This is a genomic window from Amycolatopsis sp. CA-230715, from assembly GCF_018736145.1.
Taxonomy (GTDB): domain Bacteria; phylum Actinomycetota; class Actinomycetes; order Mycobacteriales; family Pseudonocardiaceae; genus Amycolatopsis.
The window spans coordinates 6,767,240-6,793,281 of record NZ_CP059997.1 but is presented as its reverse complement, the minus strand read 5'-3'; the positions used below and the strand labels follow the sequence as shown (position 1 = coordinate 6,793,281).

The following is a 26,042-nucleotide window of genomic DNA, read 5'->3' as shown; positions in this document are numbered from 1 at the left end:
GTTGGGACAAAAGGGATTCAGGCGACCGGGTTGCCGAACCACCGGCTCGCGGCGGGCTCGAACGCTTCGGGGAACGCAGCGCCCGCCCAGGCGACGAAGCCGTCCGGCCGGACGAGCACTGCCTCCAGGCCGAGGTTGTTCCTCGCCGTGCCCGCGGCGTACCGGATCCGGCCTTCCCAGCCCGTCGCGGAACAGCGCAGGGCTTGGTCGCCGCTGAAATCGAGCAGGACGCCGCGTCCTTCCGGCAGCAGATCGCCGAGGCGGGTGCCGTCGTCGAGGTGGAAGTCCGGAGCGTTGCGGCCGACGAGCGGGTGCTCGCCGCCGAGGTCGTAGCGGATCGAGGCCCCCGAGGTCCTCTCGAACGCGTACGTCGTCCCGTCACGGGTTCCGAGCAGGTCGCGGACGAATCCTTGGAGCGCTTGGGCGTACGGGTCCGGCCGCATCACCGCCACCTGCGCGCGCGACCAGTCGAGCACCCGCGCGGCGATCGGACGGCGCTCGCCTTCGTAGGTGTCGAGCAGCCCGTCCGGCGCGTGCCCGCGCACGGTCGCCGCGAGCTTCCAGCCCAGGTTCGCGGCGTCGCCGAGACCGGTGTTGAGCCCCTGCCCGCCGAGGGGCGAGTGGATGTGCGCGGCGTCGCCCGCCAGCAGGACGCGTCCCCGCCGATAGGTCGTCGCCCGCATTGCCCGGTCGGTGAAGCTCGACGCGAGGCGTACGTCGGTCAGCGTCACGTCGGTGCCGGACACGCGGCGCAGCACCGACTGGAGGTGGTCACGGGTCAGCGGCTGCGAACGGTCGAAGGCGGCACCATCGAAATCCATCACGCCGAGATGCCCTTCGGCGCGCATCCGCACGTACATGCCCGTCGGCGTCAGGTTGAAGAACGGGTTCAGCTTCTCCGGATCGGCGACCTCTGCGAGCATGACGTACCCGGTGAGCTGCGGCTCGGTGCCGACGAAGTCGAAGCCCGCGAGCTTGCGCACCGCGCTGCGCCCGCCGTCGCAGCCGACGACCCAGCGCGCCGCGTACTCGCGCTCCCCCGCCCGCACGACCACGCCCTCCTCGTCCTGCGCGAGATCGTCCACGGTGACGCCGCGCCTGATCTCCACCCCGACCTTCACGGCCCGCTCGGCCAGCACCGACTCGACCGCTTCGAGGCTCGTCAACATGCCCTGCGCCGCCGGGGTGGGCAGGCGGAACGGCAGTGCGGCGAGGTCGATATCGGCCGGGTCGAGAACCATGCCCCCGAAGTGGCCCGCACTGCGCGGGTCCCCGCCGAGGTCTTCGTCGGCGCCCGACGCCGTCGCCAGCGAGTGCAGCATGCCGCGCCTGTAGAAGGCCTCGACCGAGGCCGTCGAGAGGCCCCGCATTCCGATCGGATCCGCCCGCCACGGGGAACCCGGCTCCGGTTCCCGTTCGAGCACCACCACGGAACAGCCGGCGAGCCCCAGGTCACCCGCGAGGAAGAGACCGACCGGGCCCGCGCCCACGATCACCACGTCGTCCATCAGAAATCCCCTTTCGAAGCCGTTTCCCCAAGGCTGTGGCGCGCCGCTCACACCGCGCTCACACGGGGGCGCATCGCGCTCACACCCGAGTCCTGCGCGAAGATCGGGGTATGACCGGGGGTGCGCGGATTCGCGTCACGCTGCTCGGGACCTTCCAGGTCTCCCGCGGCGACACCGTGCTGACGGTTCCCGGCGCGCGGTTGCGGGGCCTGGTCGTCAGGCTGGCGCTGGCCGGTGGACGCCCGGTCGGGCAGAGCGCCCTCATCGACGCGGTCTGGGCCGAGGAACCGCCCGCCGATCCCGTCCACGCGCTGCAAGCGCTCGTTTCGCGGCTGCGCCGGGTACTCGGCTCGGCCGCGGCCGTCACGCAGGTCGCGGGCGGCTACCGGCTGGACGTGGAAGCGTCCGATGTGGACGCGCTGCGGTTCGAGCAGCTCGCGGCCACCGGCCGCGCGCGCACCGGCGACCCGATCGCCGAGGCCGCCGTACTCGGCGAAGCCGTGGCGCTGTGGGGTGATCGCCCCGGCGTCGAGCCCCCGGTCGTCGCCGCGGTGGCGCCCGCCACGGCGACCAGGCTCGCCACCACCTCCGTCGACGCGGTCACCGAGCTCGCCGCCGCCGAACTGCTCCTCGGCCGTGCCGAGGAGGCCGCCGCTCGCCTGGCCGCCCTGCTCGCCGAGCAGCCCGTCCACGAGCGGGCGGCGGGGCTGCTCATGGATTCGCTTGCCGCGCAAGGACTCGAGGCCGAAGCTTTGGCCTTGTACGAACGGATCCGCGCGAGACTCGCCAACGATTTCGGCACCGACCCGGGTGCCGCCCTGCGCGAGCGCCACCTGAGCCTGCTGCGCGCCGAACGACGCACGCCCGAGGCCGGCGCGAGCACGCTACCCGCCCCGCTGACCAGTTTCCTCGGGCGTGACGACGACCTCGCCCGGATCGACGCCTTGTTCGCCTCCGGTCGCCTGGTCACGGTCCTCGGTCCCGGTGGCGCGGGAAAGACGCGCCTCGCCGTCGAAGCGGCCCGCCGTGCTCGCCCCTGGACCCGCGACGGGACCTGGATGGTCGACCTCGCCTCGGTCACCGAGCCGGTCAAGATCGGCGCGGCCGTGCTCGCCGGGATCGGGTTGCGCGGCGGCGCGATGTTCGACGCGAGGTCGCGGTCCGAAGGCGACGAACTCGACGTGCTCGTGGATCGGCTCGGCGGCAGGGAAAGCCTGCTGCTGGTCGACAACTGCGAGCATCTGATCGACGCCGTGGCGCATCTCGTCGCGGCACTGCTGGCTCGCTGCCCTGGCCTGCGCGTGCTCGCCACCAGCCGGGAACCCCTCGCGATCGACGGTGAAGCGCTGGCACCGCTCGGCCCGCTCGCGCTCCCCGGCGAGGACGACGCCGTCGAGCAGGCAAGGGAAGCGGCGTCGGTACGCCTGTTCGCCGAACGGGCCGCGGCCGTGCGTCCCGGTTTCGCGGTCGACGAGACCTCGCTGCCCGACGTCCGGCTGCTGGTCCGCGGCCTCGACGGGATGCCGCTTGCCCTCGAACTGGCGGCGGCCCGGCTGCGGACGATGTCGCTGCCCGAGCTCGCGGCCGGGCTGTCCGACCGGTTCCGGCTCCTCACCACCGGCAGCCGCACCGCGCTTCCCCGGCACCGCACGCTGCGCGCGGTCATCGCCTGGAGCTGGGACCTACTCGGCGACCACGAGCGCACGGTCGCCGACCGCGTCTCGATCCTGCCCGGTGGTGTCACGCCGTCCTCGGCCACCGCGGTCTGCGAAGGCACCGCGGTGCCGGCCGCCGAGGTCCCCGAACTGCTCGCGAACCTGGTCGACCGGTCGCTGCTGCAACTCGCACCCGATCCCGGTCGCTACCGCATGCTGGAGTCGTTGCGCGAGTACGGCACCGACCGCCTGGCGGAGTCGGGTGACCTCGGCACCGTCCGCGACCTGGCCGCGGGGCACTTCGCCGGGCTGATCGCCCGGTGCGATCCGCGGCTGCGCGGACCGGGCCAGCAGGCGGCGGTGCACGACATCAGCGCCGAGTACGACAACGCGCTGGCCGCCCTGCGCCGCCGGTGCGACATCGGCGACGCCACCGGCGCGATCGCGCTCGCCCTGAACCTGGCCTGGTACTGGCAGATGTTCGGCCGCCACCGCGACGCGGCCTACTGGCTCGGCGAAGCACTGGCGGTGCCCGGCGGCGAGCCGACGCCGGAGCGCGACTGCGCCACCGCGATCCACCTGCTCAGCCGGACCGACCTCCCCGGCGGGACCGCCGAGGAGACCGCGGGCGACCGGGCGCGGCTGCGCGAACTGGCCGGCCGGCTGCTCGGGTACTCCGGCCTGCCTCGCCTCTACGGCGTTCTCGTCACGGGCACGCTCGCGATACTCCAGGACGACGAGAGCGCGCTCGCGCGGCTCGACGGCGGTGACGACGTCTGGCTGTCCGGGCTGGTCAGCATGTTCCGGGCCGAGTTCGCCGAGAACGCGGGCGAACTCGACAAGCTCCGCCCCGACGTCGAGGCGGCTTTGGCCTGCTTCCAGCAGGCGGGCGACGGCTGGGGCCGGGCGAACGTGCTGCCGATCCGCGCGCAGCTCCGGCAGTACGACGATCTCGACGGCGCGCTGGCGGACCTGCGCGAGGCGCGGTCGCTGGCTGGTGAGTTCGGTTCGCTCGACCGCGGGGACGAGGTCTTCATGGACCTGCGCTGGATCGACCTGTGCCTCCGCAACGGCGATATCGACCGGGCGGACGCGATGATCGTCTCGGCGAGGGAGCAGGCGCTGCGCACGAATTCGCCGGACATGCTGGCCCTCGTCGACGCGTGGGGTGCCGTTTTCCGGGTGCGGCTCGGCGATCTCGACGGCGCACGGGAGCTGCTCGACGCGGCCGAACACGGCCTGCGCGGCACCGCGTTCCCCAGTGGCCACGCGCGGACGCTGGCCGGCAGCACGCGGGTCTGGCTCTGCCTGGAAACGGGCGACCTGAGCGGCGCGGAAAAGGCACTGAAAAACGCGTACGCGGCGGCGCTGAAGACCCGGGACCTGCCGATCCTGTCACTGGTGGCGGTGAACGCGGCCGCGGTCGCCGACGCGCACGGGCGGCACCGCGAAGCCGCCGTCCTGCTCGGCGCCGCCGCCCGGCTGCGCGGCGCCCACGACCCCGCGCACCGGTGGGTACACGACCTCACCCACCGAGGGCGGGCCGCGCTGGGCGAAGCGGCCTTCGCCGCGGCGTACGACGAGGGCTGGGAACTGGACCGGAACGCCGCCGTGTCCGAAGTGGACCCCGCCCGACGTCCACAAAGGACATTCGGTCAGGGATGACGGCCCGCCAGGACGCAGAACTCGTTGCCCTCCGGATCGGCGAGGCAGACCCAGCTCTCCTCGCCGGTCTGGCCAACGTCGGCGCGCCTGGCACCGAGGGCGAGCAGGCGGCGAACCTCCTCGTCCTGCTCCATATCGGTCGCGTTGAGGTCGAGGTGGAGCCGGTTCTTGATCGTCTTTCCCTCGGGCACGCGCGCGAAGGTCAACGTCGGCGGCACCGGGCCGGGGCGATTCCTGCCCTCGGGTACCTCGGGTGAGCCGATGGTGACGAGCCCGTCTTCCTCTTCGCGCACCTCGTAACCGAGGACCGCGCACCAGAACTGGGAAAGCTCCCGTGGATCGGCGCAGTCGATCGCGAGCTCCGTGAACTTGCTGCCCATGTCAGGATCTCCCCGTCAGGTACCGGATCCGCCGTCCAGTCCCAACTCCGGCGGGTGGTCGCGGTATTCCAGGTCGGCGAGGATCGCGGCGGTCACCGGCGCCAGCGCCGGATCCATCGCGGTCCGGTGGGCGGGCATGCCGCGCAGGTATACGACGACGCCGCCGTGACGCGCGGCTTCGGCCAGTGACCGGTCCAGCCTGGCGCGGCAGGCGCAGTCGCCGCTGCCGAAGAGGTCGCCCGCGGTGCATTCGACGTGCACCGCGACCGAACGCGCGCGTCCCGGTGCGACGAGCGCGAGGTGCTCGGTGCCCGCTTCGCGATAGGAGTACGCGGTGAACCGGCCGTGCGGTGTGGACACGGACTCACCGCGGTCTCGTCGCGACAGTCCATTGTGGATGGTTCGATGGACGATCAGGTCAGCCATCGCCACCACCGGGATTCCGTGGCAGCGCCCGAGTTCCGCCGCGTACCCGGCGTCGGCCAAGCCGTGCCCGTCGACCAGTGCCGCGGTCAGTCCGACCGGCGGCAGGTCCGCCAGCTCGCACAGGTCCGCCGCCGCTTCGCCGTACCCGCGGCGCGCGAGCACGCCACCGGCATCGACCCGCAGCCCGAGCAGGTGCCCCGGCCGCCGCAGGTCGTCGGGGACCGAGCCGGGGTCGGCGAGGATCCGCGCGGTGCGGGCCCGGTCGGTGGCGCTGATCCCGGTGCCGTTCCCCTCCGCCGCGTCGACCGACACCGTGCAGGCGGGCCGATCGGTGGCCCGCGGCACCATCAGCGGGAGTCCGAGCCGGTCCGCCCGGTCGTCGCGGAGCGCGGCGCACAGCAGGCCCGACGTGTGCCGCACGGTCCACGCCACCTGCGCCACGTCCGCGACGGCGGCGGCGAGCACCACTTCTCCTTGGTGCGCAAGGTTTTCCTCGTCGACCACGAGGACGGGGCGACCGGCGCGCAACGACTCCAGCGCGGTCTCGACGCTCGTCCGCGGCGGGGCGACGGCCGTCACGACGCACGGTCCAAACCGGACAGCACGTGGAACCCGCTGGCGTGGAACACCAACGGCGCGTTGTCCGCGTGGACGCGATGCCGGTGCACGCGGAACAAGACGAGCACGTGATCGCCCGCGGGCACGGTTTCTTCCACGGAGCAGTCGAGCCAGGCGGTCGCTCCGCGCAGGAGCAGCGCGCCGCCGCCGGTGGTGTGCCAGGCCAGCCCGGCGAACCGGTCACCGGTCTTCGACGCGAGCTGGCGGCACGCGGCGTCCTGGCTGTCGCCGAGCACCGAAAGCCCGATGCGGGGCCGATCACGCAACAGCGGCCAGGTGGTGGACGTGTGCTGCACGCACACCCCGACCAGCGGCGGGTCGAGCGACACCGCGACGAACGAGCTCGCCGCGATTCCGATGGGTTCGCCGCCGTCGCCGAGCGCGCACATCGCCGTGACACCGCTGGGAAAGCGCCCGAAGGCTTCGCGCAGCGCCGGGGTGTCGATCGCGCCGTCGGCGCCCCTGGCGAGGATCAGTTCCGTCATGGTGAACTCCTCAGGACCGCATCACGAACGGGTCGCCAGCCGGTTCGTCGCTGGTGTTGATCCACACGCTCTTCAAGCGCGTGTACTCGCGCACCACTTCGGTGCCGTGTTCCACGCCGAGGCCGGAGGTCTTGAACCCGGCGCGCGGGGACATCGGCGACATCGCGCGGTACATGTTGACCCACACCGTGCCCGCGTCGAGCGCGGCGGCCGCGCGGTGCGCCCTGCCGAGGTCCTTCGTCCAGATCCCGGCGGCGAGCCCGTAGCTGGTGTCGTTCGCGACGCGCAGCGCTTCCTCGTCGTCGTCGAACGGGATGATCGCGACGACCGGGCCGAAGATCTCCTCGCGGCACAGGCGGGTGTCGTTGCCCAGCCCGGTGAACACGGTGGGCTCGTGGAACCAGCCGCCCAAGCCGACATCGGGGCGCCCGCCGCCGTGGACGACCTCGCCGCCTTCCGCGCGGCCGGCGGCCACGTACTCCTCGACCTTGGCGAGTTGCGCCGCCATCGCGAGCGGCCCCAGCTCGGTGCCGGGGTCGGTCGGGTCGCCGATGCGGATCGTGCTCGCCCGCTCGGCCACCCTCGTCACGAGTTCGTCGTACACGGACCGGTGCGCCAGCACGCGGCTGCCCGCGATGCACGTCTGGCCCGCGGCGGCGAAGATCCCCGCCACCACACCGTTCGCCGCGCTGGCCACGTCCGCGTCGGCGAAGACCAGCTGCGGGGACTTGCCGCCGAGTTCGAGCCCCGCCCGCACGAGACGGCGCCCGGCGCGCTCGGAGATGTGGGACCCGGTCGCCGTGCTGCCGGTGAACGACAGCTTCCCGACCCCGGGATGGTCGACGAGCGGCGCACCGGCCTCGGCCCCGAACCCGGTGACGACGTTGACGACGCCCGGCGGGAAACCCGCTTCGTCGAACAACGGAGCGAGCGCCAGCATCGAAGCGCTGGTGTACTCGGACGGTTTGATCACCGCTGTGTTGCCGCACGCCAGCGCCGGGGCGAGCTTCGCGGTGGTGAGCAGCAGCGGCGAGTTCCACGGCGTGATCGCGCCGACCACGCCCACCGGTTCGCGCACGGTGTAGTTCAGGACATCCGTGCTGCTGGCCGGAATCGTCTCGCCGTGGATCTTGTCGGCGAGTCCCGCGTAGTAGAAGTAGTACTCGGGCAGCCCGGCGAGCTGGGCCCGCATTTCCCGCAGCAGCTTGCCGTTGTCGGTGGTCTCGGTGCGCGCGAGCTCCTCGGCGTGTTCACCGATCAGCTCGCCGACGCGGCGCAGCAGCGCACTGCGGCGCGTTTGGGAAAGCCTTCGCCAGGACGGGTTTTCGAATGCCTTGGTCGCCGCGTCGACCGCGCGCTCGACATCGGCGGCGGTGCCGCGGGCGGCTTCGTACCAGGGTTCCCCGGTGGTCGGGTTGTCGCTGGTGAAGTACTCGCCGTCGGCGGGCGGCACGGCCTCGCCGCCGATGTAGTGCTCGTGCCGGGGAAGGTGTTCGGTGGTCATGAGAAAACACTCCTAACGGAGGACGTTCGCCAGAACGGCGTCGGCGACGGCCTCGGGACGTTCGAGCGGGAGCAGGTGCCGTGCGCCGGGAACGACGCGCGCTCGGCCACTGGGCACCCGTTCGGCGAGGGCGCGGGACATTTCCGGGGTCGAACCGGGATCGTCGGCGCCGGTCACCGCCAGTACCGGGCACGCGAGACGCGGCAGCTCGGGCCACAGTTCTTCGTCCCCCCGGGCGAAAATCCCGTAACAGGCCAAATAGGACTGTGCCCGGTTCGCGGCCAGCACGGCACGGATCCGTTGGGCCAGTTCGGGTTCCCCGGCTCTCCACGCCGGGGAGAACCACCGGTCCACCGCCGCGTCGAACGTGGCGGGGAGATCGCGCCGCGCCGCCGCCAGCCGTGCGGCCACCGCGGCGCGCTCGGTCTCCGACCGGTTCGCCACCGCGCTGACCAGTGTCAGCGACGCGACCTCGCCGGGGTGGTCGAGCGCGAACCTGGTCGCGACGAGTGCCCCGAGCGAGAACCCGACCAGATGTCGTGGCCCCTCACCGAGTCTCTCCACCGGAGCGGCCAAATCGGTCAGCGTGACACCGGATTCGACATCCGGCGCGCTGCCGTGCCCGAGCAGATCCGGCGCGTGGACGCGATGATGTTCCGCCAGGCCCGGCGAGACCCGGTCCCACATCGTGTGGTCGAGGCCCACACCGTGCAGCAGGACCACGTCCGCCGGGGCGGTCACTGCTCGCTCGCCAGCGGCGCCAGGCGTGCCTGCGGCCTGCCCTGCGCGGCGGCCGCGAGCCCGATGACGATCTCGTCGGCGCGCGGGGCGTCCGGCACCCGCGCCTCGACGGTCTGGTGATGCGAACGGATCGTCGCGTCGGTGACGTGCTTGAGCGGGATGTCGAACACGGTGCCCGCCGCCGCCCGTTTTTCCACGGCGGGCAACAGCGTCGTGGCGTTCGCGGCTTCGCGGAAGTGGTTGCCGAACTTCAGGGTGTGGATCAAGCCGGAACCGTGCTCGATTTCGCCGTCGAGGCCGACGATCGCGGCCTTGCCGTACGCCTCGACCGGGGCGCCGAGCGCGGTGACGACGCGATCGGCGAGCAGCTTGCCCAGCTCGGAGGCGACCTCGTCGATCACCGGGGCCAGATCCTGCACGAAACCCCGTCCCGCCCAAGGGTTCTCGATGGTGGCCAGCACGACCGCCACCCGCGCGGCGGGTTCGACCGGGCGGCCGCCTTCGACGTGGATCTCGTCGACGACGGTGGTGATGCTGCGGACGGACAGGGGCATCAGGCGTTCTCCAATTCGGGCCGGGACAGGACCTCGGCCGCCAGCGCGGCGTCGGTCGTGCGGTCGCCGATCCGCGCGTTCGGGCGGGGCCCGTCCGAAACGGCGGCGATGACGGCGATTTCACCGGGCCGCGGGGCGTCGGGCACGCGGACCGGCAGGGTCTGGTAGTGCGAACGGGTCGAGGCGTGTTCCTTGTGCCACAAGGGAACGCTCAACGTCGTCCCGGCGGCGGCGCGCTGGTCGGAGAAGACGATGATCGACTCGCCCTCGGTGCGGCTGCGCAGCACGTCCCCGAAGTACGGGGTGTGGATCAACGCGCCCGCGTGCTCGATTTCCCCGTCGAGGCCGACGATCGCGGCCTTGCCGAACGCTTCGACCCGCGCCGCGCCGCCGAGCGCGGCGATCAGCCGGTCGGACAGCTCGTGCGCGATACGCGGCGCCAGCTCGGCGACCTCGGCGGAGAGATCGTGCTGGATTCCCTTGCCCAGCCACGGATTGGCCACCACCGCGACCGCGGCCGCCCGGCGCACCGGCACCCGGACCGGTTCGCCGAGTTCGAGCAGGCTCTCCTCGACCACGGTCACGATGCGGCGGATCGGACCACTCACGCGGCGTCCCCGGTGAACTGCGGCATGACCTTCTCGGAGAACAGCTCGAAGCTGCGCATCGCCTTGCGGTGCGCCAAACCGGGATGCGTGGTCCAGAGCATCAGGTCCTGCAGGTTGAGCTCCTCGCGCAGTTCGTGCACCTTCTCCGCGACGTAGTCCGGTGTGCCGACGAGGAGGTTCCGCTCGGCGAGGAAGTCGTAGTCCAGCTCGCGGCCGGAGATGTCCTCGCCGACTTCGCGCAGGTTGCCGAGCCCGCGCCAGTGGCAGATCCAGCGGTAGGAGGTCATCAGCGCCTCCTCGAAATCGGCGCGGGCCTGCTCCATGGTGTCCGCCACGTACACGTCGCGCACCAGCGACAGCCCGGTACCCAGCCGCTGTTCCGTGCCGGTCGCCTCGGAAAGCGTGGTCCGGTAGAGGTCGAAACGCCCCTTGAGCTCGGAAATGGGCGGCATCCAGAAGATGCCCTTCATCCCCGCGCGCGCCGCGCTTTCGATCGACCGCGGCGAGTCGATCACCTGCGATAGCGGCGGATGCGGCCGCTGGAATGACTGCGGCACCACCTTGAGCTTGGCGATGGTGTAGTCCTCACCGATGAATTCCGGTGACGCCGGGGAAAGCGGGTGGTTCCACGTCAATCCCGGCGCGGGCACCTGGTAGAACTCGCCGTCGTGCGAGAAGAACTCGCCGCTCCACGCCTTGCGCAGCAACGCGATCGTCTCGTCGAACACCGCGCGGTTCTGTTCCTGGTCACGCGGATCGGCGGCCGGGTTGAGGTTCATCGCCTCGCGGCCGTAGAGCCCGCGGCCGACACCGACTTCCAGCCTGCCGCCGGAGAGCTGGTCGAGCATCGCGAGATCTTCGGCCAGCCGCAACGGATTCCAGAACGTCACGATGTTCGCGGCCTGCCCGATGCGGATGCGCGAGGTGCGCGCCGCGATGTCGGTGCCCATTTGCACCGGGTTCGGCACCAGCTCGAAACCCTCGTGGCCGAAGTGGTGCTCGGTGTACCAGATCGAGTGGTAGCCCGCGTCGTCGGCGAAGGTCGCGACCTCGCGCATTTCGTCGAGCACCGAAGCCACTTCGTGCAGCCTGCCTGGCGCGCCGACGTTGTGGAAGATCGAAAAACGCATTTCCTACAGCTCCTTCCGGAGTGGGCGGCCACCGAGCAGGGGGTCCGCGGAGGCCAGTGTCGCCCGCTCGCTCGAACGGACGTGGTCGCGCATCGCGAATTCGGCGCCGAAACCGTCCTTCTCCTGGATCAGCTCCAGCACGCGGCGGTGCTCCGACAGCGACGCGCCGAGCCGTCCCGGACGGCTCAGGGACGCCGACACCAGCCGGTGGTATGCCAGTTGGTTCATCAGGGTCCGGTAGTGCGCGAGCAGCTGCGTGTTGTCGGAACCGGTGACGAGCAGCTCGTGGAACTCGTGCACCAGCGCCGAATACCCCTCGCCGTCACCGCGGGCGACCGCGACACCGGACCGTTCGACGTTCTCCCCGAGCTGGTCGAGCACCGGGACGGAACCGCGGGCGGCCAGCAGCCGCGCCGCCATGCCTTCGAGCATTTCCTTGAGCTCGAACAGCTCCACGACCTCGCGGCGGCTCGGCGCCCGCACGAACGTCCCGACCCTGGGCCGGATCTCGACCAGCCCTTCGATCTGCAACTGCTTGAGCGCTTCCCGTACCGGCGTGCGGCTCACGTCGTACTCCGCGGCGAGCGCCGTCTCGGACAACGACTGCCCCGGCTGGTGGGCTCCGGCGACGATCGCCCGTCGCAGGCCGTCGAGCACCCGGCCCTGCGCGCCACGGCCGTTCGAGTCCTCAGGTGCGTCCTGTTGCATGCAAGGAACGTACTTGCATGCCACCGGCCGAGTCAACAGTCTCGCCACTGGTGGCCGGTCAACTGGTTTTCCAGGAACTATGCCGAGGCGGCGGCAAGATAGTCAGGTGTTGACGGACCCTTTGATGCATGCAAGAGTCCTCGTGAAAATCGGCGCCCCTTCCTCAACGCCGAGGAGTTGACGATGCCCCCACGCGACGAGTTCTTCGTGCGCTTCCGGCCCGAGCCACCCGAGATCGAGTGCGGCGACCAGCCGATGTTCCGCGGCCGGGTCCGCGCGCGGATCGCGCGCCAGGCACGGGCCACCGGCGAACTGACCGTCATGGCCACCACGTTCGATCCCGGCGCGAGCACCGCGTGGCACACCCACGATTCCGACCAGACGCTGGTCGTGACCGCGGGGACGGGCGCACTGGAGGACGAGCAAGGCGTCCATCCCTTGCACGCGGGAGACGTCGTGACCGTCCCGCGCGGTCACTGGCACCGCCATCTCGCCGCGGCCACCGACTCGATGACCCACCTGTCGGTCACCGCGCACGGGCAGCACCACCTCATCCCGGATCCCCAGTCCTGACCTTCCGGAGGACGTCGATGTCCCATCCCAGCCGCCAGGCCACCCCACCGGTGGAGCACGCCACGGCCCAGTACGGAACCTCGCTGCGCAAGGTCGAGCCCTTCGGCGTCGACCACATCCCCGACCACGAACGGCACGGCAAACCGCGCTCGCAGTTCTTCGTGTGGTTCGCCGCCGGGCTCAACTTCCCCGTGGTGCTACTGGGTTTCAGCGCCACGGCGTACGGCCTGAGCGTCACCTCGGCCATCATCGCCATCGCGGTCGGCACCGCGCTCGGGTCGCTGCTCATGGCCGTGATGTCCCGGATGGGCGTCCGGCTCGGCGTGCCGCAGCAGATCCAGGCCCGCGGCCCGCTCGGCTTCCTCGGCAACGTGCTACCGGTCGCCTACATCAACGTGTTCGCGGGCATCGGCTGGTCCGCGGTCACCGTCATCCTCGGCGGCAAGGCGTTCAGCGCGCTTACCGGCGCGCCGTTCTGGACCGGCGCCTTCGGGCTGACCGTGCTCGTCATGATCATCTCGATCTACGGCTACAACATGATCCACTACTTCCAGCGGCTGCTGTCGTTCGTGCTGGCCGCGCTCTTCGTGCTGATCACCGTCGTGGCCATCTCCCGTGGTTCGATCGGCACCGGGCACGCGCCGGCGCTCAAGGCTTCGGGCAGCGGCGGGTGGATCACCTTCGCCGGGTTCTTCCTCGCCTTCCTCGTCGCGTGGGCTCCGTTCGCCTCCGACTACTCGCGCTACCTGCCCGACTCCCCTGCCGTCGCCCGCGGCACCTCGTGGTTCACCGGGATCGGCAACTTCGTCACCCTGTTCTGGCTCGGTTCGCTCGGCGTGCTCGTCGGCAACGGGGCGGGCGGCACCGACGCGGTCGAAGCGCTGCGCGAACTGACCGGACCGTTCGCCACCCCCGCGCTCATCGCGATCGTCATTTCGGTGCTGGCCCAGAACTTCCTCAACATCTACGGCGGCGCGATCTCCGTGCAGACGCTGCGCATCCCGGTCACGCGAACGCAGGGCGTGGTCGTCATGTCGGTGCTGTCGTTCGCGGTGTGCCTGTGGGGCGAGGCGGGCGTCGAGGACAAGTTCTCCATCTTCCTCAACCTCACCTCGTACTTCATCGCACCCTTCGCCGCGATCCTGCTGGCCGACTTCTACCTCGGCGGGCGGTCCGACCGCGCCCGCATCCCCGAGCTGTACGACACCGGCCGCAGGCTCGAATGGGGCGCGGTCGCGTGGGCCGTCGCCGTGCTCGCCTCGGTCCCGTTCTGGAATTCGAGCGTGTACGTGGGCTCGTTCGTCCGCGCGTTCCCCGCCTTCGGCGACATCGCGATGATCGTGGCCGCCGTCGTCGCGGCCGCGCTCTACCTCGCCACCCGCCGCCTGCGTCCACTGTGGAGGGTCGAACGGGTGCGGTGATTCGCTTGTCCTCGGCAGGCGTCGCCGTCGGAAGTCCTCGGACAGCAACCCGGTCACGGCGCTCAACACACCCAGACGTTCCCGCTGTCGGCGAGAGGGTGTGGGGCACCCACCTCGCAATCATCGTTGGTGAGCCGTCAGGCGGAAAATCTCCGTCATGGACAAGCATCGTCGACGACTGCCTACGTGATCACCAACGATTCCGCCGAATGCTCTTGCTGACCATCGTCTTCGCGGCCTTCACCATCACGCTTGTGGCCATCGCAGGCTGATCTTTGCCCGGCGTCGGCTCAGTAGCAACGTACACCCTGGCACGTCGCCGCGCGCGAGGCCCGACACCACCCAACGGGCCAAGAGCCACATCTTCAATCCGAAGAAATACCTGAACATGTAGCCAATCGCCGTGCGCCATGACGACACACGATCACCCGGAACCATAGCGACCGACATGCCACACAACTCCTCCGTCATCTGCAGCCGCAAACATCCGCTCATGCCGATGACAGCGCGTTCCGCCCACGAAGTTCGGCGCCATCATGTTCGCGGCCGTGCGATGGGCGGCCCGCCACTGGACGAGGAATGGCTGGGGGGCGCCCGCACCCACCGCCTGGACGGGATCTTGTCGCCACGGTGCCGGTTGGTCGGAGGCCCACGCAGCCGACGTCCCATCCGACGCCACCGCCCACCACTTCCGGACGCCACCGACGAGTCGCACAGCGGAGATCTCGAGGTCTTTGGGCCCGCCACGTGGGCTCAGAAGCATGCCTGATCAGCGAATTCGTAGGTTTGACAGAAAATATTGTCATATTAGATAACCTAGACTAGCCTGATGGCCGTGCCAACTAAGGAACAGCTTCGGTACGCCGACCGGGTCGCCAGGGTGTGGGTGCGCCGGTACCGCGTCTCCCCCATGGCCGGGCGGGTTGTCGGCTACCTGCTCGTGTGCGAACCGGCCTGGCAGAGCATCGACGAGCTGGCCGCCGCGTTGCAGGCGAGTCGCAGTGCTGCCGCGCTGGCGGTGAAGGACTTGGCGGCGATCGGCGTGTTGCAACGTGAACGAGCAGCAGGTGAGCGAGTCGATCGGGTCCGGGTAACCATCGACGAATCCCGCGGGTTCGACCCCGCGCCCTATCGCGAAGTGGCCGATTTCGCTCGTGAAGGCATGCGGCTGCTGGACGACCAGAGCCCCGAACGGCGCCAGCAGCTGGAGGAGATGGCCTCGCTCGGCGACTTCCTCGCCGAGCGCCTGCCGCGGCTGCTCGCGGAGTGGCGGGAACTGCACCGAACTACAGACGGGAATCCCTTGTGAACCACGGTGAGCACCTCATACCGGAATCGATGACCCTCCACGACGGCCGAAACCTCAGCTGGCACGAGCACGGGGACCGGGCTGGCCGGCCGTGTGTGTTCCTGCCCGGGTCGGCGACCTCCGGGCACGCGGGAGCCGCGCTGGACGCGGCTGCCACAGCCAGCGGAATCCGACTGTTGTCCGTGGACCGGCCAGGCATGGGGCGCTCCGACCCGGCACCCCGGCGGCTGCTGGCCGACTGGGCCGGCGACGTCGAGCAACTGGCGGACCACCTGAGGCTGCAGCGCTTCGGGCTGCTCGGCCACTCCGCTGGCGGCGCCTATGCCCTCGCCGTCGCGCACCGGCTCGCCAACCGTGTGTCCTGCACGGTAGTGGGCGCAGGGAGTCCGCCCTACAGCGAAGACTGGACCCGCGCCGACGGCATGATGTCGCGCATATCGCGTTTCTACAACGGCCTGGCTGTCCACACGCCCCGGCTGTTCGGCGCCCTGTGTCGGCTTAGCGCGCCCCGGTCGGCGAAGGCGGTGGACCGCCTCATGAACCTGGCCATGCGCGGGACGTCAGCGGACGCCGAGTTCGCCAGGACGTTCCCCGACCAGACCCGGATCGCGATGGAGGCGCTCGGCGACGGATACCGGCAGGGCTCCTCCGGCCCGACACAAGACTTCGCCACCCTGTGCCATCCATGGGGGTTCGACCTGCGCGAGGTCACCGGCCCGGTGGAATGGTGGCACGGCGAGCAGGACACCAACATCCGGCCGCTAACCGGACGCGAGATCACATCCCGACTGCCCAACGTGACACCCCACTTCGTCGAGGGCGGGCACTACGTCCTCTTCTCCCACGCCGCACAAGCACTGGCCCCGCTGCGCCACTCCGGGGACCGCTCAGGGCCCCGCTAAGCACCACGCTCCTCGCCGGTGGGGGCCATCGACAACCGGGGGCGAAAGGAGCGACCCCGGCCACAGCACCAGCCCCCATCGTGAGGCCACCGGGCAATCGCCGACACAGCTGGACACAGAACATCCGCACATGCCGCGACACGCTGTCCCGCTGGTGTGTAGGCGTTGCGCGGGCGTCGTTGGCCGGTGAGCCCTTCATCTCATCGGAGGGGCGCCAGCACAGCCTCGATCGCTCGTTCGACTGCGGCAATGGACTGCTCGGTATGGTCGAGTTGGTCGAAGCCGTGCTGGCCATCGGGCACGTCGATCACCTCAAGCCGGGTGTTGGCCTCGCGGGCCGCTTTGATGAATGGCGGGACCGTGACGGCGATCTCGTCTCGTTCCCGGCCCGCGGTGGTCAGGATGACGGGGAGTTGGCCGGCGGCGGCGACGGCATCGGCGGGGCTGAACCGGGGATCGATGCCGCGTCCGGGCCGCGGGGCGAGGATCGGGTAACTCGCCCCAACACAGCGCAGCCATCGCGGCGGGTCGCGAAGCCAATCGGCCAGCAGCAACCCTCCTGCTGAGAAAAACCACAGGGCCACGCGGTCTTGGTCGACCCGGGGATCATTGCGGGCCAGATCGACGGCGGCGGCCACATCCTTGGCCGCACGCGGGTATGCCGCGAAGTCGCGCAACCCGTGGTCGACTGTGGCACCGACGAATCCTCGCTCTGCCACGGCGTTCCCGTATCCGACGTAGGTGGGCACTCCCGTGGTGTGGGGGTGAGATCGACGGGGATGGGTCCGCCGTGGACGAACACAACCGCCGGACGCGGGTCATCGGCTTCGGGCAGGTACAGGTCAACTTGACCGTGCCGCTCCCGGTGTGCGAAGGCCCCGGACAAACGAACGGTTCTCAGTAGCTTGGGCGACTCACCTGTCCCAAGCTACCGACACGTGATCACTCACCTCCCCCCTTCCGCCACACCATCGTGGCGGGTCCCGGTCGGCTGAACTGGTCCTGTTCCGCGCCGGCGGAGGCGTCCCACACTTCCTGCTCAGCGTGCATCAGCTCGACGTCAGGCTCACGCGGGTCAGCATCGACATCGGGCACGGGTACGGGCCACGGCTCCCGGCCAACGTGCTCGAAGCGTTCCGGCTTGCCGTTCAGCACATGCAGGCCGTCACACTCACTGCGGAGGTTGATCGGGTTGACGTACTCGGAGGGAGAATGATGGCAACACCACGGGCCACGCTGGACGATCTCGCCACGGTCGAATGGGCGAAGTTCGGACTCATCGATGACGACCGGGTCGAGCCCGGTGAACTCGGCTGGGCTGCGCTGGGGTCGCCGGAGACGATGCTGACCGGTAAGAACGGCGCGGTGTTCCGGAGTGCTGGCGTCAGCCACATGGCGCCGGTACGCCTGGAGTCCTGGGATGCCGAGCCGCCCGCTTCGGAGGGAACGTGGGACGTGGTGTGGGCAGGCACGATTCCGCTCACGTCCGGCGTGCTGCGGTTGGCCTTCGTCACGATGGGCGTGTCCGACAACACTATCGCTGTCGGGCCGGCCGGCGAGTACTGGCTGAGGGTGTACTGCCGCGGGCGGGAAGCCGCCAAGGTCGGCGGCGACCGTCCAGATCTCGGCGGCGGTCCGTACGAGCACTGGGTGATGCAGTTCTGGCCACGGCGACAAGGTCGAGTTCACCGCGAGACACCGTAGGCATCGTCGTGGGCATGACTACTTCAGATGTGTCGCCGGACGGCGATGGTGTGGTGTTGCGGTTGGCGACGTCTGCGTACTTGGCGCGGTTCACGGGTAGCTCGCGTGTGCGGTACGTGCGGTGGATGCAGGAAGTCCACCGGTTCAAACCGTCCACGGTGTCTCGGCGAACCATGTCCTCGCGGCCTACATGGCATCCGGTACCTGAACTCGCCCGAACATCCTGTCTTGCCGATGACAGTGCGGTTCGCGTAGTGGGTGGCGGACGCCGCCGAGTCCATGGTGGGCGGGTGCTCCATTCGGGTCGCTGTCGTCGGCTGGACCGAATGGCCGACGTGTGGCACCGAGACAATTGGCGGGTGAGTCAGGAGCCTGAGCGTCCCGCGGGAGGCACACGCAATGTCGTACGGGGCGCCGTGTCCGGGGGCGTCGTACAGACCGGTGTGGTCGAGGGTGGGGTGCACCTGCACGTGCCGTCCAGACAAGTGGTCGCGTTGCCGTATCGGGCTGGGATCGCTCCGCCGCGTGCGGTGGCCTTCCAGGATCGGATCGATTCGCGGCTGTTGGCGCAGACTCTGGACCGCGGCGGCGCGGCGGTAGCCGGCCTTGACGGGGCGGTGCGGGCGTGTGTGGTGTCGGGGTTGGGTGGGGTGGGCAAGACCCAGCTGGCGTTGGACTACGCCGAGCGTCTGTGGGTGGCAGGTGAGGTGGATGTGTGGGTGTGGGTATGGGCGGGGTCGCGGGAGGCGATCGTGTCCAGCTACGCCCATCTGGCAACGGATCTGACCGGCATCGAGGACCGCGATCCCGAACGCGGTGCGCGGAGGTTGCTGGAATGGCTCGCCACGACGTCGGTTCGATGGTTGGTGGTCGTGGATGACCTGCAGTCGCCACAGGAGCTGCGGGGTTTGTGGCCGCCGGCGACGGAGACCGGCCGAGTGGTGGTGACTACTCGGCGACATGACGCCGCGCTGCGAGGCCCGGGACGCCAAGTGATCGAGGTTGGCGTCTTCACCCCGGACGAAGCTGACGGCTATCTCCGGGGCGTGCTGGCCGGGCAGCCGCACGCACTCGATGATCCTCGGAATGGTGATGGGGTAAGGGGGTTGGCGCGGGACTTGGGGTATTTGCCGTTGGCATTGGCCCAGGCTGCCGCGTACATGGTGGACCGGAACCTGACGTGTGCGGCGTATCGGGGGCGGTTCGCTGATCGTCTGCGCCGGTTGGCGTCGCTGGTGCCCGAGGGCGAAGGCCTGCCGGATGAGCACCGGGCGACGGTGGCGGTGACATGGTCGTTGTCGGTGGAGCAGGCCGACCGGCTCGCCCCGACCAGGCTGGCGGGCACGTTATTGGCGGTGGCCAGTGTGCTGGACGCGAACCGCATCCCGTTGGGAGTCTTCACCGCGCCGTCAGTGCTGGAGGTGCTCACCACGGCTGCGGACCGGGCGGTTTCCGAGGACGATGCGGTGGACGGGTTGGGGTGTTTGCAGCGGTTGAGCTTGATCACGCTGGATCCTGACTCACCGAGCCGGGCAGTGCGGGTGCATGCCTTGGTGCAGCGCGCCATCCGCGACAGCCTGCTTCCGGATCGGCTGGCAGTGATGGTGCGAGCGGGAGCGGACGCCGTGATGTGGGTGTGGCCGGACATCGAACGCGACATCACCCTTGGGCAGGTGTTGCGCGCCAATACCGATGCTCTGGCCGTGGCCGGGGGCCAGTACCTGTGGGAGTCTGGCGCCCACCCGGTGTTGTTTCGCGCTGGACGTAGCCTGCGAGAACGCGATGGGAGCGCTCAAGCCCGCGACTACTTCCAACGTTTGCGTACCACAGCGACCGAACGCCTGGGTCCTGATCACCCGGACACCCTGCTCGCCCGCACCAATATCGCCCTATGGCTCGGACATGCGGGGGACCCGGCGGGCGCGGCGGCCGCCTGTGAGGAGTTGCTCGACGACTACCTGCGGGTGCTGGGGCCCGATCACCCCGACACCATGCTCGCCCGCGACTACGTGGCCATCTGGCGTGGAACCGCTGGGGATCCGGCTGGCGCGGCCGCCGCGTACGAGGAACTACTCACCGACGAGGCGCGGGTGCTGGGTCCTGACCACCCCAACACCCTGATGACCCGCAACCACCTCGCCGCCTTCCGCGGGAAGGCTGGGGACCCCGACGGCGCGGCGGCCGCGTACGAGGAACTGCTTACCGACTACCTGCGGGTGCTGGGACCTGATCACCCGGACACCCTGGGTACCCGTGCTAACCACGCCCGATGGCGTGGACACGCCGGCGACTCCGCTGGCGCGGCCGCCGCGTTGGAGCAGTTGTTCGCTGACTACGTGCGGGTGCTGGGTCCTGACCACCCCAACACCCTGGCCACGCGCCACTACCTCATCTACTGGCGTGGACACGCTGGCGACTCCGCCGGCGCGGCAGCGGCATACGCGGAGTTGCTCGCCAACGAGGTGCGGGTGCTGGGTCCTGATCACCCCAACACCCTGACCACCCGCCACTACCTCGCCCACTGGCGTGGGAAGGCCGGGGATCCCGCTGGCGCGGCCGCCACGTTCGACGAGTTGTTCGCCGACTACCTGCGGGTATTCGGTCCTGATCACCCCAACACCCTGACCACCCGCCACTACCTCGCCTATTGGCGTGGACACGCTGGGAACCCCGCCGGCGCGGAGGCCACGTTGGAGGAACTGCTCACCGACCGACTGCGGGCGTTGGGGCCCGACCACCCCGACCCCTTGCGCATCCGCGCCAACCCGTACAAACGGTCGTCGGGGGACGCGCCTGCTTGACAATGCCACACTTTTCGCGATGCCGACGCGTCGCAGATAAACCGAGCTATCGAGACCGAATGACAGATCCGCGGGATCTCGGCACCCAATCGCACTCTTCCGCCGCTGATCGGGCTTCTACGCGAAGGCGCGCTCATGCCGATGAAAGGACGCAACGGCTATCTTCGGTGCATGCGCAACAGAAGCCCACGGAGTGACGAAAAAGGTGCAGCATGACAATCGGTTACCCGCCCGAACATCGCCAAGCAGCAGGGCACCCCTCAGCGCGTCGCGATCACTTCCCTTGGATACCCCATGATCCGCTCCGCACGACCGCAAGGCCCATCCGTTCGGTCGAATCGGCCGTCGGCGACCTGCTTCAATACAGGTCGACAGTGTTGACACGCCAGGGTCGACCGCCGCCACGTCGTCCTCGACCACAGGACTGCGCTTTCAAGGCTCGTCAATCGGTCTCGTGAGTCAGCCCTCAGCGGCGAGCTGGCCGCAGGCGGCGGCGATCTCCTGGCCGCGGGTGTCCCGCACCGTGCACGCGACACCGCCTTCGTTGACCCGCCGCACGAACTCCCGCTCCACCGGCTTCGGCGACGCATCCCACTTCGACCCCGGCGTCTTACAACTCGGACGCGTCGCCCCAAGGATCGAGCACCGTGATACCGGTGCCGACGAAATCCTTGATGTTGCGCGTCGCGAGACACGCTACGAAGCGTCGGCAGACAGCGGCGATCTGCGCATCGGCCATACTGATCGGAAGGCATTGCTCCTCGCGCTCGGCGGCGATCTCGCCGTAGTACCTGGCAGCCACCACGTCGAACGGCAAGATTTGATCGTGGAAGTCCTCGGACAGCAACTCCGTGACCTTCGCCGCGAGTACGGCTTTTCGTCGGCCGTCTGGCAGCCGAGCAACGCCATAGGTGAGTTCGGCAGCCGTCACAGCCGAGATGAAGACTTCATCGGCTGGGTACCGATCGACCCAGCCGACCACGGCGTCGTCGGGAGCTTGTCTCATCAACTCGGAGACGACGTTGGTGTCGAGCACGATCACTCGGGAAGCTCCACGGCTCGTGGTTGCTCTACCCGTCGCGGAGGCTCGAATGCCAGCTCATCGACGCCGTCGAAACGCTGCCGGATCCTCGACCCCATCCCCGGCCCGGGTGCTGGCTTGGTCAGCGCGGAGGCAAGGATCGCGCGGACCTCGGCCTCCATCGAACGGCCGTGTTCAGCAGCGCGAACCCGCAGCTTCGCCTTCAGGCCCTCGTCGAAATCACGGATAGTCAGGCTCGCCATCCAGCACCCTCCCATGCTGTCATTGCAGTCAATGCTAGCATGGTCAGGTAAAGTCCAGTACCGAATCGAACAGCTCAGCCCTCAGCGGCAAGCTGGCCGCAGGCGGCGGCGATCTCCTGGCCGCGAGTGTCCCGCACCGTGCACGCGACACCGCCTTCGTTGACCCGCCGCACGAACTCCCGCTCCACCGGCTTCGGCGACGCATCCCACTTCGACCCCGGCGTCGGATTCAACGGAATCAAATTCACGTGCACCAAATGACCCAAATGCTTCCGCAACCGCTTCGCCAGCAAATCCGCCCGCCACGGCTGATCATTGATGTCCCGGATCAACGCATACTCGATCGAAACCCGGCGACCCGAAGTGTCCGCGTAATAACGAGCAGCCTCAAGAACCTCATCCACCGACCACCGGTTGTTCACCGGCACCAACGTATCCCGCAACTCGTCATCCGGAGTATGCAACGACACCGCCAACCGCACCTGCATCTTCTCATCCGCCAACTTCCGAATGGCAGGAGCAAGACCCACGGTCGAGACCGTCACCGAACGCTGCGAAATGCCCAACCCCTCCGGCGCGGGCTCCGTGATCCGCCGCACCGCCGCCACCACACGCTTGTAGTTGGCCAGAGGTTCACCCATGCCCATGAAGACGATGTTCGACAGGCGGCCGGGGTTCGGTTTCCCGGACGAGTCCGGCATCAGGCCGTCCCGCATCACGGCGGCCGCCGAGCGCACCTGGTCCACGATCTCCGCGGTGGACAGGTTCCGGTCGAGACCGCCCTGCCCGGTCGCGCAGAACGGGCAGGCCATGCCGCAGCCCGCCTGGCTCGAAATGCACAGCGTGGCCCGCCCTGGATAGCGCATCAGCACGCTTTCCAGCAGCGTGCCGTCGTGCGCGCGCCACAGCGTCTTCCGCGTGCTGCCGTCGTCGCACGCCAGCGCGCGCACTTCGGTGAGCAGCGGCGGCATCAGCTCGTCGACGAGCCGCTGGCGCGAGGCGGCCGGGATGTCGGTCATCGCCTCCGGGTCGACGGTCAGCCTCGAGAAGTAGTGGTTCGACAACTGCTTGGCACGAAAGGGTTTCTCGCCGAGTTCGGCGACGGCGGCGGCGCGCTCGCTCGCGGAAAGATCGGCGAGGTGCCTCGGCGGCAACCCACGCCGAGGGGCCTCGAACACCAAAGGAAGAGTCGACACGACTCCATAGTGTCCCATGGTCAGCGTGCCGCGCGACAGGTGGGGCGCGGCGGCGTGACCTGGGCCGACGGCCGCACGGTGACGAGGCTGACCGCGTTCGCCAGCACGACCACCGCAATCGCGAACCAGTCGATCAACGCCAGCGGCTGGTGCAGCACCACCAGGCCGACGAGCGCGGCCAGCACCGGGTTGACGCTCATGAACACGCCGAAGAACCGGGTGGGCACGCGCCGCAACGCGAGCAGGTCGAACAGCAGCGGCACGGCCGACGAAAGCAGGCCCGCGACGGCCGCGCACCCGAGCACGAGCAGGGACGGGCGCGCTTGGATGAGAACCGGTATCCCGGCCGCCAGGTAGAACAGCGCCGAGGTCCCGGCCGCGGCGGCGCTTCCCCGCACCCCGGGCACCCTGGCGCCGACGACGCGGTTCAGCAGGATGTACCCCGCCCACGAAGCCGCGGCGATCAGCGCGAGCGCGATGCCGACGTAGTCGGTGCTCAGCTTCGGCCGGGTCAGCACGAGCACGGCGACGCCGACGGCGATCGCGCAGGCGCCGTCCAGCAGGCGCCGCGCGGACGCCAGCGCCACGGCGAGGGGGCCGAGGAATTCCAGTGTCACGGCCAGTCCGAGCCCGACGCGGTCGATCGCGGCATAGAGGGACAGGTTCATCGTGGCGTAGACCGCGGCCAGCGCCAGCACGGGCCGCCACTGCCACCAGGTGAGCGAGCGCAGCGACGGCCTGCCGACGGCGAGCAGCACGATCCCGGCCACCCACTGCCGCACCGCGACCACGCCGAGCGGGCCGAGCACCGGGAAGGCCAGTGCGCCGACACCGGCGCCGACCTGGTTCGCCATCCCGCTTCCGAGCATCAGCGCCACTCCAGCCGAGCGCCGCCCTTCCGTCGCACGCGTCTCCATGCACCGCAGCGTGCACTGGCGCGCCACATAACCAAAATGCATAGAACGACGCTGCTATACGCTGAACGCATGGATCTGGAACTGCGTCATCTGCGGGCGCTCGTCGCCGTCGCGGACGCGGGCAGCTTCACCGACGCCGCCATCGAACTGGGCGTGTCCCAGGCCGCGGTCTCTCGCACGCTCATCGCGCTCGAAGACGTGCTCGGCGTGCGCCTGCTGCACCGGACGAGCCGGAGCGTCCTGCCGACCACGGCGGGCGTCCAAGTGCTGACGAGGGCCCGGCACCTGCTCGCCGATGCCGACGAACTGGTGCTCGAAGCCACCACGGGCCACACCCGGCTCCGGATCGGGCACGCCTGGGCCGCGATGGGACGCCGCACGCTGGCGTTCCAACGGCAGTGGGCGGAGCGGTACCCGGACGTCGAACTGCGGCTCATCCGGACCCATTCGGCCACCGGCGGCCTTGCCGAAGGCCACTGCGATCTGGCCGTGGTGCGCACGGCGTTCGACGAACGGCGCTTCGCGGGCGCCGTCGTCGGCAGCGAACGCCGGTACTGCGCCGTTTCCGTGACCGATCCGTGGGCTTCCCGCCGATCGATCTCGCTCGACGACGTGCTGACCAGGACCGTGCTCGTGGACCGGCGCACCGGGACGACCACCGTCGACCTGTGGCCGCGGGACCGCAGGCCCAAGATCGAGTACAGCCAGGACGTCGACGACTGGCTCGCCGCGGTCGCGGGCGGCGGCCACGTCGGCATCACCCCGGAAAGCACCGTCGCCCAGTACCGCCGCGAGGGCGTCAAGTTCGTGCCGTTGCGCGGTGCCCCGCCGATCGACGTGCGCCTGGTCTGGCGCCGTCACGACCCGCACCCGCTGACGCACGCCGCCGTCGCGCTGCTCACCGACCTGTATCGAAAACCCGCTCGACCAGCTCGCCGATGAGCGCGTGGTTCCGCTTCGCCCGCCCCGGCGCGTGGGCGAGGAACACCACGCCGAGATCCCGCTTCGGATCCGCCCACCACGTCGTGCCGCCCGCGCCTGGCCAGGTGAACGCGCCGGTTTCGCGGTGCACCGCGACGCCGAGGCCGAAGGTGTGGCCCGGCCGCATTTCCTCCAGGTCGCGCACCTCGGTGCCCGCGTCCAGCCGGTCGGTGGTCATCCCGTCGACGATGGACGGCGCGAACAGCGGCCGATGGCCCAGTAGCGCGGCGATGAAGGCGAGGTAGTCCGCCGCGGTGCCGACCAGCCCGGCACCACCGGAATCGAACCGCGCCCGGGAGAGGTCCGGCAGGCTCTCGCCCGGCAGCGGCCTGGCGTACCGGTCCGGATCGGCGACGCCGAACCCGGTTCCGGTCATCCCCAGCGGCTCGAACACCGCGTCGCGGAGGAAGTCGCCGAGTCGTCCGCCGGTGCGCCGCTCCACGGCCAGCCCGACCAGGTCGAGCCCCCAGCCGTAGTGCCACCTGGTGCCGGGCGCGTGCAACAACGGCAGGGGCGCGAGCCGTCCGGCGAACTCGTCACCGGTGAAGGCGGTCATGCCGTCGCCGACGACGTCGGCGTACCGCCGGTGCACCTCGGTCGATCCGAGCAGTCCCTCCACGATGCCCGAGGTGTGGCGCAGCAGATCGAGCACGGTCGGCTGCGGGGCGCGGCCGGCGAACTCGCTCAGGAGATCGCCCAGCTCGGTGTCGAGGTCCAGTAGCTGGAGCGCGCCCGCGGTGGTCACGGGTTTCGTCATGGACGCCAGCCAGAACAGCGTGTCCGCGGTCATCGGCGCCTTCGCCACCGGATCGCGGTAGCCGACCGCGCTCAGGTGCACGACCTCGCCGCGGTGCAGAATCCCGATCACCGCACCCGGCAGCCGTCCCGCGTCGACTTCCGCGGCGAGGGCCTCGTCGATCAGTTCCCAGTTCACGCCCCGATCGTGACCCGCACGCGCCATGCCCGGCAAAT

24 protein-coding genes and 1 pseudogene are annotated in these 26,042 nt (G+C 69.9%); 8 read left to right on the top strand and 17 right to left on the bottom strand.

The features are described 5' to 3' along the window. Positions 1-17: 17 nt before the first annotated feature. The gene (locus tag HUW46_RS32370; protein WP_215542555.1) at positions 18-1,508 is read right to left on the bottom strand and encodes an FAD-dependent oxidoreductase; all 1,491 of its coding nucleotides are present in this window, start codon (positions 1,506-1,508) and stop codon (positions 18-20) included. 110 nt (positions 1,509-1,618) lie between these two features. Between HUW46_RS32370 and HUW46_RS32365 the strand changes: the two genes are divergently transcribed. Then, entirely contained in the window at positions 1,619-4,828 is a 3,210-nt protein-coding gene (locus tag HUW46_RS32365; protein ID WP_215542554.1) for a BTAD domain-containing putative transcriptional regulator, read from the top strand. Here the strand turns inward: HUW46_RS32365 and HUW46_RS32360 are convergent. The 9 genes from HUW46_RS32360 to HUW46_RS32320 are packed head-to-tail and all read right to left on the bottom strand — an operon-like array spanning position 4,819 to position 11,982. Beyond that, the gene (locus tag HUW46_RS32360; RefSeq protein ID WP_215542553.1) at positions 4,819-5,208 is read right to left on the bottom strand and encodes a VOC family protein; all 390 of its coding nucleotides are present in this window, start codon (positions 5,206-5,208) and stop codon (positions 4,819-4,821) included. The genes HUW46_RS32365 and HUW46_RS32360 overlap by 10 nt on opposite strands. A 15-nt stretch (positions 5,209-5,223) precedes the next feature. Continuing rightward, positions 5,224-6,213, bottom strand: coding sequence for a 3,4-dihydroxy-2-butanone-4-phosphate synthase (locus HUW46_RS32355; RefSeq protein ID WP_215542552.1), 990 nt, complete (start codon positions 6,211-6,213; stop codon positions 5,224-5,226). Then, positions 6,210-6,737, bottom strand: coding sequence for a flavin reductase family protein (locus HUW46_RS32350; protein WP_215542551.1), 528 nt, complete (start codon positions 6,735-6,737; stop codon positions 6,210-6,212). Before HUW46_RS32350 ends, HUW46_RS32355 begins: the two co-directional genes overlap by 4 nt. 10 nt (positions 6,738-6,747) lie before the next feature. Then, a complete protein-coding gene (locus HUW46_RS32345) occupies positions 6,748-8,241 on the bottom strand; it encodes an aldehyde dehydrogenase (protein ID WP_215542550.1) in 1,494 nt (497 codons plus the stop codon). Positions 8,242-8,253: 12 nt separating this feature from the next. Next, a complete protein-coding gene (locus HUW46_RS32340) occupies positions 8,254-8,982 on the bottom strand; it encodes an alpha/beta fold hydrolase (protein ID WP_215542549.1) in 729 nt (242 codons plus the stop codon). After that, the gene (locus tag HUW46_RS32335; protein WP_215542548.1) at positions 8,979-9,536 is read right to left on the bottom strand and encodes an amino acid synthesis family protein; all 558 of its coding nucleotides are present in this window, start codon (positions 9,534-9,536) and stop codon (positions 8,979-8,981) included. The genes HUW46_RS32340 and HUW46_RS32335 overlap by 4 nt, the downstream gene beginning before the upstream one ends. Further along, positions 9,536-10,144, bottom strand: coding sequence for an amino acid synthesis family protein (locus tag HUW46_RS32330; RefSeq protein WP_215542547.1), 609 nt, complete (start codon positions 10,142-10,144; stop codon positions 9,536-9,538). The genes HUW46_RS32335 and HUW46_RS32330 overlap by 1 nt, the downstream gene beginning before the upstream one ends. Next, positions 10,141-11,274 carry an LLM class flavin-dependent oxidoreductase gene (locus tag HUW46_RS32325; RefSeq protein ID WP_215542546.1) on the bottom strand — a complete coding sequence of 378 codons (1,134 nt, stop codon included), beginning with the start codon at positions 11,272-11,274 and terminating at the stop codon, positions 10,141-10,143. The genes HUW46_RS32330 and HUW46_RS32325 overlap by 4 nt, the downstream gene beginning before the upstream one ends. A 3-nt stretch (positions 11,275-11,277) precedes the next feature. Further along, positions 11,278-11,982, bottom strand: coding sequence for a GntR family transcriptional regulator (locus HUW46_RS32320; protein WP_215542545.1), 705 nt, complete (start codon positions 11,980-11,982; stop codon positions 11,278-11,280). A gap of 183 nt (positions 11,983-12,165) precedes the next feature. On the opposite strand from HUW46_RS32320, the gene HUW46_RS32315 reads away from it, so the two are divergent. The 4 genes from HUW46_RS32315 (at position 12,166) to HUW46_RS32300 (ending at position 16,187) form a co-directional block, all read left to right on the top strand. Further along, positions 12,166-12,555 (top strand): cupin domain-containing protein, encoded by a 390-nt coding sequence (locus HUW46_RS32315; protein ID WP_215542544.1) that lies wholly within the window; start codon positions 12,166-12,168, stop codon positions 12,553-12,555. Between the two features lie 17 nt (positions 12,556-12,572). Then, on the top strand, positions 12,573-13,976 hold the full coding sequence (locus HUW46_RS32310; protein WP_215542543.1) for a purine-cytosine permease family protein: 1,404 nt from the start codon (positions 12,573-12,575) through the stop codon (positions 13,974-13,976). 829 nt (positions 13,977-14,805) lie between these two features. After that, positions 14,806-15,285, top strand: coding sequence for a GbsR/MarR family transcriptional regulator (locus HUW46_RS32305; protein WP_215542542.1), 480 nt, complete (start codon positions 14,806-14,808; stop codon positions 15,283-15,285). A 29-nt stretch (positions 15,286-15,314) separates the two neighbouring features. Continuing rightward, positions 15,315-16,187: an alpha/beta fold hydrolase gene (locus HUW46_RS32300; protein ID WP_215542541.1), complete on the top strand. Its 873-nt coding sequence runs from the start codon at positions 15,315-15,317 to the stop codon at positions 16,185-16,187. 200 nt (positions 16,188-16,387) lie between these two features. Here the strand turns inward: HUW46_RS32300 and HUW46_RS32295 are convergent, their stop codons facing one another. Further along, entirely contained in the window at positions 16,388-16,936 is a 549-nt protein-coding gene (locus tag HUW46_RS32295) for an alpha/beta hydrolase (protein ID WP_215542540.1), read from the bottom strand. A 295-nt stretch (positions 16,937-17,231) separates the two neighbouring features. On the opposite strand from HUW46_RS32295, the gene HUW46_RS32290 reads away from it, so the two are divergent. After that, positions 17,232-17,891 (top strand): hypothetical protein, encoded by a 660-nt coding sequence (locus tag HUW46_RS32290; protein ID WP_215542539.1) that lies wholly within the window; start codon positions 17,232-17,234, stop codon positions 17,889-17,891. A gap of 458 nt (positions 17,892-18,349) precedes the next feature. Then, a complete protein-coding gene (locus HUW46_RS32285; protein ID WP_215542538.1) occupies positions 18,350-20,692 on the top strand; it encodes a tetratricopeptide repeat protein in 2,343 nt (780 codons plus the stop codon). Between the two features lie 459 nt (positions 20,693-21,151). Here HUW46_RS32285 and HUW46_RS32280 read toward each other — a convergent pair. From HUW46_RS32280 to HUW46_RS32260, 5 genes and pseudogenes are all read right to left on the bottom strand, one after another. Beyond that, positions 21,152-21,313 (bottom strand): annotated as a pseudogene (locus HUW46_RS32280) (23S rRNA (adenine(2503)-C(2))-methyltransferase RlmN); the annotation flags it as partial. After that, entirely contained in the window at positions 21,303-21,734 is a 432-nt protein-coding gene (locus HUW46_RS32275) for a type II toxin-antitoxin system VapC family toxin (RefSeq protein WP_215542537.1), read from the bottom strand. The pseudogene HUW46_RS32280 and the gene HUW46_RS32275, both read right to left, overlap by 11 nt. Beyond that, positions 21,731-21,976 (bottom strand): FitA-like ribbon-helix-helix domain-containing protein, encoded by a 246-nt coding sequence (locus tag HUW46_RS32270; protein WP_215542536.1) that lies wholly within the window; start codon positions 21,974-21,976, stop codon positions 21,731-21,733. Before HUW46_RS32270 ends, HUW46_RS32275 begins: the two co-directional genes overlap by 4 nt. A 74-nt stretch (positions 21,977-22,050) precedes the next feature. Next, positions 22,051-23,172: a 23S rRNA (adenine(2503)-C(2))-methyltransferase RlmN gene (rlmN, locus tag HUW46_RS32265; RefSeq protein WP_215542535.1), complete on the bottom strand. Its 1,122-nt coding sequence runs from the start codon at positions 23,170-23,172 to the stop codon at positions 22,051-22,053. A 20-nt stretch (positions 23,173-23,192) separates the two neighbouring features. Beyond that, positions 23,193-24,089, bottom strand: a complete 897-nt coding sequence (locus HUW46_RS32260; protein ID WP_254125099.1) for an EamA family transporter — start codon at positions 24,087-24,089, stop codon at positions 23,193-23,195. Positions 24,090-24,158: 69 nt separating this feature from the next. Between HUW46_RS32260 and HUW46_RS32255 the strand changes: the two genes are divergently transcribed. Beyond that, complete coding sequence (locus HUW46_RS32255; RefSeq protein ID WP_215542534.1) at positions 24,159-25,031, top strand: LysR family transcriptional regulator; 873 nt, start codon at positions 24,159-24,161, stop codon at positions 25,029-25,031. Here HUW46_RS32255 and HUW46_RS32250 read toward each other — a convergent pair. Then, positions 24,988-26,004, bottom strand: a complete 1,017-nt coding sequence (locus HUW46_RS32250) for a serine hydrolase domain-containing protein (RefSeq protein ID WP_215542533.1) — start codon at positions 26,002-26,004, stop codon at positions 24,988-24,990. The genes HUW46_RS32255 and HUW46_RS32250 overlap by 44 nt on opposite strands. Between the last annotated feature and the right edge of the window lie 38 nt (positions 26,005-26,042).

What these genes read in the sequence shown, in the direction of transcription:
- HUW46_RS32370 (WP_215542555.1), bottom strand. Translation starts at nt 1,508, where the DNA reads ATGGACGACGTGGTGATCGTGGGCGCGGGCCCGGTCGGTCTCTTCCTC.
- HUW46_RS32365 (WP_215542554.1), top strand. Translation starts at nt 1,619, where the DNA reads ATGACCGGGGGTGCGCGGATTCGCGTCACGCTGCTCGGGACCTTCCAG.
- HUW46_RS32360 (WP_215542553.1), bottom strand. Translation starts at nt 5,208, where the DNA reads ATGGGCAGCAAGTTCACGGAGCTCGCGATCGACTGCGCCGATCCACGG.
- HUW46_RS32350 (WP_215542551.1), bottom strand. Translation starts at nt 6,737, where the DNA reads ATGACGGAACTGATCCTCGCCAGGGGCGCCGACGGCGCGATCGACACC.
- HUW46_RS32345 (WP_215542550.1), bottom strand. Translation starts at nt 8,241, where the DNA reads ATGACCACCGAACACCTTCCCCGGCACGAGCACTACATCGGCGGCGAG.
- HUW46_RS32335 (WP_215542548.1), bottom strand. Translation starts at nt 9,536, where the DNA reads ATGCCCCTGTCCGTCCGCAGCATCACCACCGTCGTCGACGAGATCCAC.
- HUW46_RS32325 (WP_215542546.1), bottom strand. Translation starts at nt 11,274, where the DNA reads ATGCGTTTTTCGATCTTCCACAACGTCGGCGCGCCAGGCAGGCTGCAC.
- HUW46_RS32320 (WP_215542545.1), bottom strand. Translation starts at nt 11,982, where the DNA reads ATGCAACAGGACGCACCTGAGGACTCGAACGGCCGTGGCGCGCAGGGC.
- HUW46_RS32315 (WP_215542544.1), top strand. Translation starts at nt 12,166, where the DNA reads ATGCCCCCACGCGACGAGTTCTTCGTGCGCTTCCGGCCCGAGCCACCC.
- HUW46_RS32310 (WP_215542543.1), top strand. Translation starts at nt 12,573, where the DNA reads ATGTCCCATCCCAGCCGCCAGGCCACCCCACCGGTGGAGCACGCCACG.
- HUW46_RS32305 (WP_215542542.1), top strand. Translation starts at nt 14,806, where the DNA reads ATGGCCGTGCCAACTAAGGAACAGCTTCGGTACGCCGACCGGGTCGCC.
- HUW46_RS32300 (WP_215542541.1), top strand. Translation starts at nt 15,315, where the DNA reads ATGACCCTCCACGACGGCCGAAACCTCAGCTGGCACGAGCACGGGGAC.
- HUW46_RS32270 (WP_215542536.1), bottom strand. Translation starts at nt 21,976, where the DNA reads ATGGCGAGCCTGACTATCCGTGATTTCGACGAGGGCCTGAAGGCGAAG.
- HUW46_RS32260 (WP_254125099.1), bottom strand. Translation starts at nt 24,089, where the DNA reads ATGGAGACGCGTGCGACGGAAGGGCGGCGCTCGGCTGGAGTGGCGCTG.
- HUW46_RS32255 (WP_215542534.1), top strand. Translation starts at nt 24,159, where the DNA reads ATGGATCTGGAACTGCGTCATCTGCGGGCGCTCGTCGCCGTCGCGGAC.